The following is a 14501-nucleotide window of genomic DNA, read 5'->3' on the forward strand; positions in this document are numbered from 1 at the left end:
GTCTCCGGCACCTTCTAGAGAGGACGACAGCATGGCGCGACCGATCACGTTGTTCACCGGCCAGTGGGCGGATCTCCCCTTCGAGGAGGTGGCGCGCCTGGCGGGCGAGTGGGGGTACGACGGTCTCGAGATCGCGTGCTGGGGCGATCATCTGGATGTCTCGCGGTGGGATGACGCGGAGTACGTGCAGTCGCGGAAGGACATCCTCGAGCGCAACGGGCTGACGGTGTGGGCGATCTCGAATCACTTGACCGGTCAGGCGGTGTGCGATGACCCGATCGATCAGCGGCACCGCGACATCCTTTCCGACCGGGTGTGGGGCGACGGTGACCCCGAGGGTGTGCGGCAGCGGGCTGCGGAGGACCTCAAGGACACCGCGCGGATGGCGGCGAAGCTCGGCGTGACCACGGTCAACGGATTCAGTGGTTCGTCGATCTGGAAGTACGTGGCGATGTTCCCGCCGGCGTCGGAGGCGATGGTCGACGCCGGGTATGCCGACTTCGCGGCGCGGTGGCATCCGATCCTCGACGTCTTCGAGGAGGTCGGGGTCCGCTTCGCCCTGGAGGTGCACCCGTCCGAGATCGCCTACGACTACTGGACGGCGAAGCGGACGCTCGAGGCCATCGGACATCGGAAGAGCTTCGGATTCAATTTCGACCCGTCGCACTTCGTGTGGCAGCAGCTGGACAGTGTCGCGTTCGTGCTCGACTTCGCCGACCACATCTTCCATGTGCACTGCAAGGAGTCGGTCACCAACCTGGACGGCCGCAACGGCGTGCTCGGGTCGCACCTCTCATGGGACGACCCGCGGCGGGGGTGGACGTTCGTCTCCACCGGGCACGGCGCCGTGCCGTGGGAGCCGATCTTCCGCGCCCTGAATGCGATCGGCTACGACGGGCCGACGAGCGTGGAATGGGAGGACGCCGGTATGGACCGTCTCGTCGGCGCTCCCGAGGCCCTGGAATTCGTACGCAGACTCGCCCGGATCACTCCGCCCCACCAGCTCTTCGACGCCGCCTTCAGCTCGAAGTAGCACGCTCCGGAGCCCGCGCAAGGGGGGAGCGCGGGCTCCGGTACCGGCGCTGTCCCTCTTGCCGGATGCTGCTCAGGGACGTTCGCGCGCCGTGAGGGCGTGCAGCAGGCGGGTGAGGGTCTGGATGTCGTCGATCGACCACTCCTCGAGGGCGTGCAGGAGCGTGCTCTCCTGCGGTGCTCGAGCCTCGGCGAGCCGCTCCAGGCCGAACGGAGTGGGGAAGAGGATGCTGGAGCGGCGGTCGGTGGGATCGGGTTCGCGTCCGATGAGCCCCAGCTCCTCGAGCTCGCGCACAGTGCGGCTGATCTGGCCCTTGTCGGCGACGAGCATCTCGGAGAGCTCCGACTGCGTCACGCGTTCGCGGCGGACGATCGTGGTGAACACCTTGTAAGCGGCGGGCAGCATGCCGGGGCTCACCCGCTCGGCGTTCTCACTGACGATCCGGCGCACCTGATGGATGAGACCGCTGAATTCCGCCTCGAGCGCCCGCACGGCCTCCGTGCGGGCGTCGGGGTCGGGTGCGGCGCTCATCGCCTTCGAGACTAACGTCGTCCTCACCGCCGGCGCGCGGCCCGCGGGGCAGGGGTCCGACCGGTGGCGGGAAGGGCGTTCATCCCCGTGCTGGTGGACACGGTGGCGAGATCGGCTTCGCCGGCGTGGATGCGCTCGGTCGTCGTCATCCGATTCAGTGGTGTGTTCGGGAGGAACACGATCGCGATCAGACTGAGGATCGCCACCGGCACGGCGATGAGGAACGAGTGCGCGATCGCCTGAGCGTAGACATCCTCGAAGATCACCCGGAGCGCCTCGGGGAGGGCGGCGACCTGCGGGATCGTGCCCGACTGCAGCTCCTGCGCGAGGGTTGCGCCTTCGGCGCCGAGGTTCGACAGCGCGGTCGTGATGTCGCCCTGACGTTCGCCGGTGAGGGTGGTCGCCTGGCTGGCCAGGGCCGCGCCCATCACCGAGACCCCGATCGTGCCGCCGAGGCTGCGGAAGAAGGTCACGCCGGAGCTCGCCACCCCCATCTCCCGCGGATCGGCGGTGTTCTGCACGACCAGCACGAGGTTCTGCATGGTCATGCCGACACCGGCGCCGAGGAGGAACATGTACACCGACACCAGGACGAACGGGGTGTCGTAGTGGATCGTCGAGAGCAGGGCGGTGCCGGCGGTGAGCAGGACACCGCCGACGATCAGGTAGGGCTTCCAGTGGCCGTAGCGCGAGATCAGCGCACCGATGATGACGGAGGCGAGAAGCAGCCCCGCGATCATCGGGATCGTCATGATGCCCGCCTCGGTGGGGGTGGCTCCCCGGGCCATCTGCATGTACTGGCTGAGGAAGACCGTGGTGCCGAACATCGAGATGCCCGTGGCGATGGAGGCGACCACCGCGAGCGAGAAGGTGGCGCTGCGGAAGAGACGGAGCGGGATGAGCGGCTCGGCGGTGCGCAGCTCGACGACGATGAACAGGAGGGTCGCCAAGGCCGACCCTCCCACCATGAGGGCCGTCGGCAGGCTCCACCAGTCGAACGACGTGCCGGCGTTCGTCACCCACACCAGCAGCAGCGACACGGCGGCGCTGAGCAGGACGATCCCCACGTAGTCGATCCGCACCGCGCGGCGCGGGCGCCCCGGCAGATGCAGGGTGCGCTGCTGGATGATGAGGGCGGCGACGGCGACGGGGAGGGCGACGAAGAAGTTCCACCGCCAGCCGAAGGCATCGGTGATGACCCCGCCGAGGAGCGGCCCGCCGATCGTGGCCACCGCCATCACGGCACCGAACAGTCCCATGTAGCGGCCGCGCTCGCGCGGGCTGATGATGTCGGCCATGATCACCTGACTGAGGGCGGCGAGCCCGCCCGCGCCCACTCCCTGCAGCGCGCGGAAGGCGATGAGGGTCTCGGGGTTCTGCGAGAAGCCGGCGGCCGCCGTCGCGAGCACGAAGATCACGATCGCGATCTGGATGAGGAGCTTGCGGTCGAACAGATCGGCGAGCTTCCCCCAGACCGGGGTGGAGATGGCGGTGGTCAGCAGCGTCGCGGTCACCACCCACGTGTACGCGGCCTGGTCGCCGTCGAGGTCGTGCACGATCACCGGCAGCGAGGTCGAGACCACTGTGGAGGCGAGCATCGACACGAACATGCCGAGGAGGAGCCCGATGAGGGCCTTCACCACGCCGGGCCGGTGAGCCGGTGGAGCGTCTGCATTCCTCGCCACGTGTCCTCCTGAAGGTTGATTTATATCAACGATATTCCGAATGTTGATCTTTGTCAACGAATGTGGAGAGCTGGGTTCCCGGCCTCGGCTCACGCAAGGATGGAGGAGTGATCAGTGTCGAGGTGCTGCCCGACGCCGCCACGGATGCGCTCGCCCGTGCCGCGTGGCAGCGTCTGATCGACGCCGGACTGCCGAGCGCCGGCCGCCACACCGGCGAGAGCAACCGGCCCCACATCACCGTGGCCGTGCGCGATTCACCCGACCTCGACAAGCTTGCGGACCTCGCGGATCTGCTTCCCCTCACCCTCCGTCTCGGCGGGGTGCTGCTGTTCCCGCGCTCGGGTCAGGCGGTCGTCAGCTGGCAGGTGGTCGTCACGGCTCCGCTGGCGGAGTTCCATCGCCGCGTCGCCGCCGCTCTCGGCCCGGCCGACGAGCGCTACGCGCACACCGCGCCTGACGACTGGACACCGCACGTGACGATGGCCCGCCGGGTGAGGCTCGCCGATCTCGGCGCGGCCGTCGAGGCGATCGACCTCTCCCCGCACGTCGGCGAGGTCACGGGACTGCGCATCTGGGATGCGACCAGCCGGACGGTCACGACGTTGCGCTGACCGGCTGCGTCAGTCAGCGAGGGCGAGCGCGCGATAGGGCTGCGCGGGCGGGCCGGCGGGTTGCGTCATCCGCTCGGCTCGCGACAGCTGCGTGCGTCGGTACAGCTCGTCGATGAGGGATGTCGCCAGGCGCACCAGCCGACCGATCTCGACCTCGTCGCGATCGACCCAGGCGCACCGGGGCTCATCGCCCACGGGGACGAAGCCGTCGTGCTCCTCCCAGACGACGAGGGTGCGTTCGGCGCCCAGGACATGCTGCTGCCACCACACCTGCCGGAGGTAGGTGCGGGGGATGCTCCGCCACGCCTTCTTCGTCGTCTTGATCTCGGCGAGGACCACGCGGCCGGTCGGATCGACGGCGATGCCGTCGGGAGTGGCGAGGTGGCGCTTCTCGATCTCGGCGTGGAAGAGCGCGCTCGATGGCCGGATCCCGTGGGTGGCGGCCACCCACGCGGCGATCTCGGGCTCGCGGATACGTCCGTGAGCGGTATAGGCGTTGCCCGAGAAGTTCGAGCCCATGAGCTTGGCGTCGGCGGCTCGGGGGATGACGCGCTCGGAGGTGAGCGCTGCCACGTCGGTCGCCGTGATCCCACGGGAGCGGGCCCGCACCCATGCGACCCGATCGCGGGAATCCGCGACGATGCGGGCGGCGAGTTCGGGTGTCACGCGTTCGAGGGTAACCCGGGGTGGCGGTGGTGGCGGGACGCGACACCCGAGACGGCGGGTGCGCTCACTCCGGGGCGACGGCGACCGCGGCGCCGTGCACCGAGATCGTTGCGCGTTGACCGGGGGAGACGTGCGTGTCGGGGCCGGTCCGGACCGTGAGCCCGGTCCCGCCGTCGAGCCGGAGGTCGACCAGGACGTCATGGCCGAAGTAGCGTACGCGGGTCACCTCTCCCGAGCCGCGGCCCGGGGTCGGGCTCGAGGCGGGGTCCAGGGCGATCTGCTCGGGCCGCAGGACGATCGCCACCGCGCCCTGCGCGGGTGCGGCGAGCGCGATGACGCCGAGCGCACAGGTGGCCCGGTCGCTGCGGGCCTCGGCCGGCAGCACCAGGGCTTCGCCGAGGAAGCGCGCCGTCCACGCGTCCACCGGCGCGGTGTACACCTCGCGGGGCGTGCCGGCCTGCACGATCCGCCCGTCGCGCATCACCGCCACGCGATCGCCGAGCGAGAGCGCCTCCTCCTGATCGTGGGTGATCAGTGCCACCCCCACACCGCGGTCGCGGAGGATCTGGGCGACGTCGTCGCGCACCTGCTGCCGCAGGCCGGCATCCAGCGCACTGAACGGCTCGTCCAGGAGCACCAGACGGGGCTCGTGCGCGAGCGCGCGGGCGACGGCGACACGCTGTCGCTGACCACCGGACAACTCATGGGGGCGGCGACGGAGGAGACCGCCGAGACCGACGACGTCCACCAGGTCGCGGACGCGGGGATCGCGGTGCGCGTGACGGAGGCGGAGGCCTCGGATGCCGTAGCCGACGTTCGCGGCGACATCGAGGTGCGGGAACAGCGCGCCCTCCTGGGGGACCAGTCCGATCCCGCGTGCCTCCGGCGGGAGCGGGGTGACGTCGTCGCCGTCGATGACGACACGTCCGCCGGCAGCGGGGTGCAGGCCCGCGATGACGCGCAGGAGTGTGGATTTGCCGCTCCCCGACGGCCCGAGCACGCTCACCCGTTCGCCGGGACCGATGACGAGATCGACGCCGTGCAGCACCTCGCGCTCTTCATAGGCGGCGCGCACCTGCTCCACGCGTGTCGTCATGCTTCCCTCCTCACGGTGTCGGCGAGCGCGTCGGCCCGTCGGATCCGCGTCGGCGTTCCAGTCCGCGGGCCAGCAGCAGCGCCGGCGCGATTCCGGCGACGATGAGCAGAAGACCCACGGGGGCGGCCGCACCGTAGGCGCCGAGCGAGGTCTTGCTCCACAGCTCGGTGGCGAGGGTCTCGAATCCGATCGGACGCAGCATGAGCGTCGCGGGCAGCTCTTTGGCGACAGCGGTGGCCACGAGCACCCACCCGGCGAGGATGCCGGGGAGCGCGGCGGGGAGGGTCACCCGGATCCAGGTGCGGACGGGGCCGCGGCCGAGCGAGCGCGAGACCTCCTCGAGCTCCGGCGGAACCTGCGCGACGGCGGTGCGCGAGGCGCCGACGGTCTTGGGCAGGAACAGGACGGCGTAGGCCACGAGCAGGACGAGGATGCTCTGGTAGGCGCCGGGGAAGAACTGCAGCGACAGGGTCACCAGGGCCAGGGCCACCACGACGCCCGGGAGCGCGTGCCCGAGGTAGGACACCGACTCCAGGCCGGCGACGACCGGGCCGCGGAAGCGCGCCGCCAGCACGCTGACCGGCAGGGCGAGGAGCACGGCGACGGTGGCAGCCAGCGCGGAGACGCCCAGGGTCGTGACCAGAGCGCCGACGAGGTCGGTGGGTGCCGAGGAGTACCGGTCGCTGCTGAGCATCCGAATCCCCAGGGCCACGAGCGGGAAGGCCACGGCGGCCGCGGTGACCGCACCGAGTCCGCACAGCGTCAGGGCAGTGCCCGCCCGACCGAGCTCGGTCGGCGGACGCGAGGTCACCGCGGTGCGGATGCGGGCGGGTCGCGGGCGGACGACGCGCTCGCCCGCGACGCAGAACATCGCGACGACGGCCAGGAGCAGAGCCGTGGTGGCGGCCAGAGTGCGGTCGAACCCGCTGCTGAACTGCGCGTAGATGCCCGTGGTCAGGGTCTCGAAGCGGAGGATCGCCGGTGCGCCGAAGTCGGAAAGGGTGTACAGCGCGACCAACAGCGCTCCGGCGGCCGCGGCAGGAAGGACGTGCGGGAGCACGATGGTGAGGAAGACCCGGGCCCGGCTCCTGCCGAGGGTGCAGGCGACATCCACCAGGCCGTCGTCGAGGGTGGACAGCGCAGCCATCGCCGGAAGCGTCACATACGGCACGGTGCACAGGGTGAGGACGATCACGAGCGGCCAGAAGCCGTCGACCGTCGGCCACGTGGCCGTCCAGGCGAAGGCGGCGACGAAGCTCGGAACGGCGAGCGGCAGGCAGAGCGCCACCCACCACAGGCGCCGTCCGGGAAGACGCACCCGAACCGCCGCGACGGCGAGCGTGATCCCCAGCAGCAGCGCCGCGACGCTCACCGTCGCGACCAGGATCAGCGTGTTCGCCAGGAGCTCGACGGTGCGTGGTCGCAGCAGCGCCGTCGCCGCCGCCTCGGCGCCACCGGACGCCGCCCGGACGATGAGCTGGACCAGCGGTGCCGCCGCGCACGCCGCGACGAGCGCCGCGGCGGCCAGGAGGGGGAGGGGGGCGCGCCGAGACGACGTCCGCGGCCGTCGGCCCGGACGTGCGATGACCGGCGCGGCGGTCAGAGCAGTCCCGCCTCGGTGATCAGCGCCACCGTCTCCTGAAGCGATGCGAGGTCGGACAGGTCGATGTCGGGGGCGCCGAGATCCTCCCGTGCCGGAACGCCCTCGGGTCCCGGGAGGTCTCCCACGAGCGGGTACTCGAAGGTCTCCTCGCGGAAGTAGGTCTGCGCCTCCTCCGACACGAGGAACTCGACCAACGCGATGGCCTCGGGTGAATCCGCGGCCCCGGTGAGCACTCCGACCCCGGTGACATTGACCAGCGCGGAGATCGAGCCGGGATCTCCGAACTTCAGCTGCGCGCGCAGCGTCGCGGGGTCCTGCTCCGATCGCGCCCAGTAGTAATGATTGATCAGCCCGAGGTCCACGGCCCCGGAATTGACGGCTTCGAGCAGTTCGCCGTTGCTCGCGTAGATCGGGGCGTCTCCGGCCACCAGGCCTTCCAGCCAGGACCTGGCCACATCTTCTCCCTCGCTCACGCGCAGCGCGGTGACGAACGCCTGGAACGAGGCGTTGCTCGGCACGATGCCCACTTTCCCGGCCCATTCGGGTTCGACGAGTTCCAGAACGTCGCCGGGCACCTGGTCGGCGGTGTACTTCTCGCTGTCATACGCGATCACGCGGGCTCGTCCGGTCAATCCCACCCACGATCCATCCGACGAGGTGTACTCGGCCGGCACGAGCGAGGTGATCTCATCGGGAAGGGTCGCGAACATGCCGGCGTCGGAGACGGCGCCCAACGCGCCGGCGTCCTGCGAGAGGAAGACCTGCGCGGGCGTGCGCTCGCCCTCTTCGAGCAGCTGCGCAGCCAGCTCCGTGGTCCCGGCGTAGCGCACTTCGACGTCGATTCCCGACTGCTCCTCGAACATCTCCATGAGCGGGTCGATGAGCTCGGCGTCTCGGCCGGAGTACACCGTCAGCGTCTGCGGTTCGTCCGAGGGCGTGCCCGGGTCACCGGGGGTCTGCCCGGCGCAGGCCGTCAGCGACAGGACGACGAGGCCGGCGACGGCGGCGACGAGGAGCGTGGAGCGGCGAGAGGGCATGCAGGACATCCTTGGGGGAGGGGAGGGAAGGCGGAAGCGCCATGGTAAGGCTACCCTAACCATTCCGGCGGAGACGCCGATTTGGCGGGACGTCTGCGCTCGGCGTACGATGGTCGGAGCCGAAGACCGCTGGTCATCGAGGTGCGCGAGCACCGAGACCGAAGCACTGCATCGCAGGGGCCCGCGCAGGTGACACGATCGAAACCCTCTCCAGGATGACGCTCCGTGCGCTTGCGCCGGAGCGTTTTGTTTTGCCGTGACGACCGGATGTCGCAGGCCGACGCACCGCCACCGTGGTGCGTCTCACAGATACAAGGAGTGGCCATGGCGCAGAAGGAAGCATCGGTCGCCGAGCTCACGAAGCAATTCGAGGACTCGACCGCCGTCTTGCTCACCGAGTACCGCGGCCTGACGGTTGCCGAGCTCAAGGAGCTTCGCAACACCATCCGTCAGGATGCGGAATACGCCGTGGTGAAGAACACGCTGACCAAGATCGCCGCGGGCAACGCGGGGGTCACGGGGCTGGACGAGGGACTGAAGGGTCCGTCGGCCATCGCGTTCGTGCACGGCGACCCGGTCGCCGTCGCGAAGGGTCTGCGTGCCTTTGCCAAGGCACACCCCCTCCTGGTGGTCAAGGGCGGATTCTTCGACGGAAACCCCCTCACCGCGGAGGAGGTCAACAAGCTCGCCGATCTCGAGAGCCGTGAAGTCCTGCTGGCGAAGCTCGCCGGCGCGATGAAGGCCTCGCTGACCAAGGCGGCCTACGTCTTCAACGCGCTGCCGTCGAAGGCCGTTCGCACGGTCGACGCGCTGCGTGAGAAGCAGGAGTCCGCGGCCTGACACGGGCCCGGCAGATAAAACCACCCAACAAGGAGATACATCATGGCAAAGCTCAGCACTGAGGAGCTGCTCGACGCGTTCAAGGAGCTCACGCTCATCGAGCTGTCCGAGTTCGTCAAGGCCTTCGAGGAGACCTTCGACGTCACCGCCGCCGCCCCCGTCGCGGTCGCCGCTTCCGGCGCCCCCGCCGGTGGTGCCCCCGCCGAGGAGGAAGAGGTCAAGGACTCCTTCGACGTCATCCTCGAGTCGGTCGGCGACAAGAAGATCCAGGTCATCAAGGTCGTCCGCGAGCTCACCTCGCTCGGCCTCGGCGAGGCGAAGGCCGTCGTCGACGGTGCCCCCAAGCCCGTTCTCGAGGGCGCCAACAAGGAGACCGCCGACAAGGCCAAGGCCGCTCTCGAAGAGGCCGGCGCCACCGTCACCCTCAAGTGAGCCGTGCCGGGTCGATGCGCGCATAGCGCGCGTCGACGCGGCGTCGACTCAGGTTGAGATGCCGCCCAAGCGGCGTATCGAAACCTCTCGGCGCTCACAGCGCCACATCGAAAGACCCGGGACACCCGTCGTGTCCCGGGTCTTTCGTTCCCACTGACCTCGACCCGTCGAAGAAAGCGGCTGGACGCGCGCGTGCACCGCGTTTCCCGACGGGTCGCGAGGGGGAGTCCCTACATCCGCCCCAGCGACGCATCCGCCACCGCGGCCGACTGGCGGGGATTGACCGGTCCCGTCGAGTTGCGAACGACCAGGCGTGCCTGCGTGCGGATGACGGAGGGCGGCCGTTCAGGATCGGCGAGGTGCTCGAGCAGGGTCCGCACCGCCGCGGCGCCCTGCTCGCGCGGTGTCTGCCGCAGGGTGGTGAGGGCGAACATCTCGGCGTACTCGTGGTCGTCGATGCCGATCACGCTGAGATCGTTGGGCACCTGGATGCCCAGCCTGCGCGCCGCGATGATGGCGCCGATGGCGACCTCGTCGCAGACCCCGACGATCGCGGTCGGTCGATCCCGGGAACCGAGCACGTCGACGGCGGCGGCGTAGCCGGAGGGCAGGCTGAGGCGCGACATCACGTGCTGCGCGAGGTCGCCCATGCCGGCATCCTCCATCGCTCCTCGGTAGCCCTCGCGGCGTGCGCGTTCGACGTCGGACCCGGCCACCTTCGGCCCGTCGGGGGCGCCCCCGCCGAGGAACAGGATGCGACGGTGACCGAGGGCGATGAGGTGGTCGGTGGCCCGTCGAGCGGCGTAATCGTCGTCGAGGGCGATGACACTGAGTCCGTCTGCTCCGCCGACGATGCTGACGACGGGCTTGCCGATCCGTCGCAACCGCGCGAGCTCAGCGTCCTCGGGTTCGAGCCCGACGGCGATCAGCCCGTCGAACTGCTTGCGAGAGAGGAAGTCCTCGAAGATGCGCCGACGGCCCGGGGTGCCCGGCTGGGCGTCGTAGAGGGTAAGATTCAGACCCTCGTCCAGGAGGCTGTCCTGGATGCCTTCGAGAACCTCGGCGAAGAACCAGCGGTTCACGCACGGCATCACGACCCCGACGTTGCGGGTGCGACCGGTGACGAGACTCACTGCGCTCGTCGAGGCGACGTAGCCGAGCTCGGCGGCCGCCCGCTGCACGCGCTCGCGCGTCTCGGTCGACACATACCCCGCTCCTGTCAGGGCGCGGCTCGCCGTGGACTTCGACACCCCCGCGAGGCGTGCGACGTCGGCGATCCCCATCATCGTGCGAACCCTCCTTCGGGCTCTCGGGGCCGGTGCGGTGCCACCGGAATCTGGAACCGTTTCCACGTCATCATGCAACGTCGATCGTCGGCGCGCCACCAGTGTGCGCATCGGTTATCGAGTCGTGATCAATTCGCGTTGTGAAGCCAAGGCGGTATCCCGTACGGTGATCCTGGAATCGGTTCCCTACCCGACGCCTGCGGGTCGCAGGACGGTGGGAACTGCTCGATGAGGAGGCAAAATGAGATTCGGAAAAGCGGGTCGCGTCGTCACAGCCGTCGCGGCCCTCGGTGTTTCCGCCCTCGCGCTGTCGGCATGTACCGGCGACATCGCGGCGAACGAAGACGTCGACTGCACGGAGTACGAGGAGTACGGCACGTTCGATGGTGCCGAGGTCACCATCGGCGGCACCATCCTCGACCTCGAGGCTGATCGCCTGGTGGAGTCCTGGAGCGACTTCGCCCAGTGCACGGGTATCAACATCGAATACCAGGGCTCGAGCGAGTTCGAGGCGCAGATCGCCGTTCTCGCCGAGGGTGGCAACGCTCCCGACATCGGCATCGTGCCGCAGCCGGGTCTTCTTGCGCGTCTGGCCGAGGGTGGCTGGCTGATCCCGGCATCGGCCGAGGTCGAGGCCAACGTCGACGAGTGGTGGTCCGAGGACTGGAAGCAGTACGGCACCTATGACGGCACGTTCTACGCCGCGCCGCTGATGGCCAGCATCAAGGGCTACGTCTGGTACTCGCCGGCACAGTTCGAGGAGAACGGGTGGGAGATCCCCCAGACCCTCGACGAGCTGACCGCGCTGACCGAGGAGATCGCGGCCACGGGTCAGAAGCCCTGGTGCGTCGGGCTCGAGTCCGGTGACGCCACCGGTTGGCCGGCCACCGACTGGATCGAGGACTGGGTGCTGCGCCTGCACGGCCCCGAGGTCTACGACCAGTGGGTCACCCACGAGATCCCGTTCAACGACCCCCGCATCGTCGAGGCTTTCGACGCCGTGGGTGCCTACATCAAGAACGAGGACTACGTCAACGGCGGCATCGGCGACGTGTCGACCCTCGTCACCGAGGCCTTCCAGACCGCGGGTCTGCCCATCCTCGACGGCGAGTGCTCGCTGCACCACCAGGCCTCGTTCTACGAGACCTTCTGGAACGCAGAGGGCGGCGACGAGGTCGTCGTGGCCTCGGACGGCGATGTGTTCGGCTTCCTCACCCCGCCGGCCACGGCCGGTGACCCGCTGTCGGTGACCGGTGGTGGCGAGTTCCCCGTCGCCTTCCGCGACGCCGAAGAGGTCGAGACGGTGCGCGCGTTCCTCTCCAGCGACACCTGGGCGAACAACCGCGTCAGCCTCGGCGGCGTGATCAGCGCCAACAAGGGTGTGGACCCCGAGAACGCGTCGAGCGAGCTGCTGGTGCAGTCGATCGAGATCCTGCAGGATCCCGAGACCACCTTCCGCTTCGACGGGTCGGACCTCATGCCCGGCGCGGTCGGCGCCGACTCGTTCTGGCGCGGCGTGGTGGCGTGGGTCACCGGGCAGAGCACGCAGGAAACGGTCGACGCGATCGAGTCCAGCTGGCCGGCCAGCTGATCGGCTGATCCAGGTCGGGGGTGGGGCACCGTTCGCCCCGCCCCCGACCACTCCGAACGCCGGATGACGCGGCACCGCGTCGTCCGTACTTCAACGACGAAGAAGGGATCGTGACCGATGACCACCGCCGATCTTCTGGGGAAGATCCTCCAGGTCGTGATGGGACTGGCCGTGTTCGCCGCCATCGTGGGCCTGCTGGTCTTCTTCATCGACCGGGCTCCGAAGAAGGGCCGAGACTACTGGCAGCTCGTCGGCTTCCTCGCCCCCGCCATCATCCTCCTGGCCATCGGCCTGATCTGGCCGGCGATCCGCACGACGGGACTGGCCTTCCTCGACAACAGCGGCAACTTCAGCTGGGACAACTTCATCTGGATGTTCACCCAGCCCGCCGCCATCCGTACTCTCATCAACACCGTCGTCTGGGTGCTCTTGGTCCCCACCCTCGCCACCGCCCTGGGGCTGGCGTACGCGGTCTTCATCGACAAGTCGCGCGGTGAGCGCTACTACAAGGCTCTGGTGTTCATGCCGATGGCGATCTCGTTCGTCGGCGCGGGCATCATCTGGCGCTTCGTCTACGAGTACCGCGCCGGTGAGCGCGAGCAGATCGGTCTTCTCAACGCGATCGTGACGGGTCTCGGCGGCGAGCCGGTGCAATGGCTCCAGACCGATCCGCTCAATACGTTCCTCCTCATCGTCGTGATGATCTGGATCCAGACCGGTTTCGCGATGGTCGTCCTGAGCGCCGCGATCAAGGGCATCCCCGCCGAGCAGATCGAAGCCGCTCAGCTCGACGGGACCAACCCGTGGCAGCGGTTCACCAACGTCACCGTTCCCGGCATCCGCGGCTCACTGGTGGTCGTGCTCACGACGATCTCCATCGCGACGCTGAAGGTGTTCGACATCGTGCGCACGATGACCGCCGGTAACTTCAACACCTCGGTCGTCGCCAACGAGATGTACACCCAGGCGTTCCGCGCGAGCGAGGTCGGACGAGGGTCGGCGCTCGCCGTCATCCTCTTCCTGCTCGTCCTGCCCATCGTCATCTACAACGTCAACGTGCTTCGCAAGCAGAGGGAGATCCGATGAGCAGCGTCGCCCCCGTCGATCTTCCCACCGGTGAAGGAAGAGACGACTCGAGTTTCGAAGAGGCAGCCCGCGACACCAAGTCGAGCCGGATCAAGCGTCGGCTGACCTCGCCGTGGGCCACCGCCGCAGCGATCGCGATCGCGGTCGTCTGGACCATCCCCACCTTCGGTCTGTTCATCTCCTCGTTCCGGCCCGCGGAACTGATCCAGACCACCGGCTGGTGGACGATCTTCCAGAACCCCGGCTTCACGCTGGACAACTACCGCGACGTCCTCTTCTCGCCGTCGCAGTCGGCGCCTCAGCTGGGGGCGTACTTCGTCAACTCGTTGGCGATCGCCATCCCGGCGACGATCTTCCCGCTGGTGATCGCCTGCATGGCGGCCTACGCGTTCGCGTGGATCAAGTTCCGCGGAGCGAACGTGCTGTTCATCCTGGTGTTCGCCCTCCAGATCGTGCCGCTGCAGATGGCCCTCGTGCCGCTCCTGCAGTTCTTCTCCTCATGGCTCCGGCCGCTGCAGGTCGGGTTGCACAATCTGATCCCGATCATCCCGGAGCAGAACTACCTGCCGGTCTGGATCGCGCACACGATCTTCGCCCTTCCGCTCGCGATCTTCCTGCTGCACAACTTCATCCATGAGATCCCCGGCGACGTCATCGAGGCGGCGCGCGTGGACGGCGCGTCGCACAGCCAGATCTTCTTCCGGATCGTGCTGCCGCTGGCCATCCCGGCGATCGCGTCCTTCGCGATCTTCCAGTTCCTGTGGGTGTGGAACGACCTGCTGGTCGCCCTCATCTTCTCCGGCGGTACGCAGGACGTGGCGCCGCTGACGCAGCGCCTCGCCGAACTGGTCGGGTCGCGTGGACAGGACTGGCAGCGTCTGACGGCGGGTGCCTTCGTCTCGCTGGTGGTGCCACTGATCGTGTTCTTCTCGCTCCAGAGATTCTTCGTCAGAGGACTCTTGGCGGGATCGACGAAGGGGTAGGACGAGGGTTCCGGATGGTGT

At 68.8% G+C, this 14501-nt stretch carries 14 protein-coding genes; 7 read left to right on the top strand and 7 right to left on the bottom strand.

Going from position 1 to position 14501, the window contains the following annotated elements; genetic code table 11:
* The first annotated feature begins 31 nt into the window (after positions 1–31).
* The gene (locus V6S02_RS15980) at positions 32–1033 is read left to right on the top strand and encodes a sugar phosphate isomerase/epimerase family protein (protein WP_336401616.1); all 1002 of its coding nucleotides are present in this window, start codon (positions 32–34) and stop codon (positions 1031–1033) included.
* A gap of 72 nt (positions 1034–1105) precedes the next feature.
* Here V6S02_RS15980 and V6S02_RS15985 read toward each other — a convergent pair whose 3' ends face one another.
* Together V6S02_RS15985 and V6S02_RS15990 are read right to left on the bottom strand one after the other, a co-directional pair.
* The gene (locus tag V6S02_RS15985; RefSeq protein ID WP_124293945.1) at positions 1106–1564 is read right to left on the bottom strand and encodes a MarR family winged helix-turn-helix transcriptional regulator; all 459 of its coding nucleotides are present in this window, start codon (positions 1562–1564) and stop codon (positions 1106–1108) included.
* A 23-nt stretch (positions 1565–1587) separates the two neighbouring features.
* Complete coding sequence (locus V6S02_RS15990) at positions 1588–3249, bottom strand: MDR family MFS transporter (protein WP_336401617.1); 1662 nt, start codon at positions 3247–3249, stop codon at positions 1588–1590.
* 107 nt (positions 3250–3356) lie between these two features.
* Here V6S02_RS15990 and V6S02_RS15995 point away from each other — a divergent pair, with 107 nt between their 5' ends.
* On the top strand, positions 3357–3860 hold the full coding sequence (locus V6S02_RS15995) for a 2'-5' RNA ligase family protein (protein ID WP_336401618.1): 504 nt from the start codon (positions 3357–3359) through the stop codon (positions 3858–3860).
* A gap of 9 nt (positions 3861–3869) precedes the next feature.
* On the opposite strand, the gene V6S02_RS16000 is transcribed toward V6S02_RS15995, so the two are convergent.
* The 4 genes from V6S02_RS16000 to V6S02_RS16015 all read right to left on the bottom strand — a co-directional run bounded on the left by V6S02_RS16000 (position 3870) and on the right by V6S02_RS16015 (position 8262).
* A complete protein-coding gene (locus V6S02_RS16000; protein WP_124293943.1) occupies positions 3870–4526 on the bottom strand; it encodes a YqaJ viral recombinase family protein in 657 nt (218 codons plus the stop codon).
* A 64-nt stretch (positions 4527–4590) separates the two neighbouring features.
* Positions 4591–5622: an ABC transporter ATP-binding protein gene (locus tag V6S02_RS16005; RefSeq protein ID WP_336401619.1), complete on the bottom strand. Its 1032-nt coding sequence runs from the start codon at positions 5620–5622 to the stop codon at positions 4591–4593.
* A gap of 10 nt (positions 5623–5632) precedes the next feature.
* Positions 5633–6994 (bottom strand): ABC transporter permease, encoded by a 1362-nt coding sequence (locus V6S02_RS16010; RefSeq protein WP_336401620.1) that lies wholly within the window; start codon positions 6992–6994, stop codon positions 5633–5635.
* Between the two features lie 227 nt (positions 6995–7221).
* Complete coding sequence (locus V6S02_RS16015; RefSeq protein ID WP_124293941.1) at positions 7222–8262, bottom strand: iron ABC transporter substrate-binding protein; 1041 nt, start codon at positions 8260–8262, stop codon at positions 7222–7224.
* Positions 8263–8586: 324 nt separating this feature from the next.
* On the opposite strand from V6S02_RS16015, the gene rplJ reads away from it, so the two are divergent.
* Together rplJ and rplL are read left to right on the top strand one after the other, a co-directional pair.
* Positions 8587–9102, top strand: a complete 516-nt coding sequence (gene rplJ, locus V6S02_RS16020) for a 50S ribosomal protein L10 (RefSeq protein WP_124293940.1) — start codon at positions 8587–8589, stop codon at positions 9100–9102.
* A gap of 42 nt (positions 9103–9144) precedes the next feature.
* Positions 9145–9534 carry a 50S ribosomal protein L7/L12 gene (gene rplL, locus V6S02_RS16025; protein WP_124293939.1) on the top strand — a complete coding sequence of 130 codons (390 nt, stop codon included), beginning with the start codon at positions 9145–9147 and terminating at the stop codon, positions 9532–9534.
* A gap of 230 nt (positions 9535–9764) precedes the next feature.
* Here the strand turns inward: rplL and V6S02_RS16030 are convergent, their stop codons facing one another.
* Positions 9765–10820 (bottom strand): LacI family DNA-binding transcriptional regulator, encoded by a 1056-nt coding sequence (locus V6S02_RS16030; protein WP_124293938.1) that lies wholly within the window; start codon positions 10818–10820, stop codon positions 9765–9767.
* A gap of 241 nt (positions 10821–11061) precedes the next feature.
* On the opposite strand from V6S02_RS16030, the gene V6S02_RS16035 reads away from it, so the two are divergent.
* The 3 genes from V6S02_RS16035 to V6S02_RS16045 all read left to right on the top strand — a co-directional run bounded on the left by V6S02_RS16035 (position 11062) and on the right by V6S02_RS16045 (position 14480).
* A complete protein-coding gene (locus tag V6S02_RS16035) occupies positions 11062–12411 on the top strand; it encodes an ABC transporter substrate-binding protein (RefSeq protein ID WP_124293937.1) in 1350 nt (449 codons plus the stop codon).
* 117 nt (positions 12412–12528) lie between these two features.
* Positions 12529–13497: a carbohydrate ABC transporter permease gene (locus V6S02_RS16040; protein ID WP_124293936.1), complete on the top strand. Its 969-nt coding sequence runs from the start codon at positions 12529–12531 to the stop codon at positions 13495–13497.
* On the top strand, positions 13494–14480 hold the full coding sequence (locus tag V6S02_RS16045; protein WP_124293935.1) for a carbohydrate ABC transporter permease: 987 nt from the start codon (positions 13494–13496) through the stop codon (positions 14478–14480). Before V6S02_RS16040 ends, V6S02_RS16045 begins: the two co-directional genes overlap by 4 nt.
* The last annotated feature ends 21 nt before the right edge of the window (positions 14481–14501 follow it).

Source organism: Microbacterium sp. CCNWLW134 (genome assembly GCF_037083565.1).
Lineage (GTDB): Bacteria > Actinomycetota > Actinomycetes > Actinomycetales > Microbacteriaceae > Microbacterium.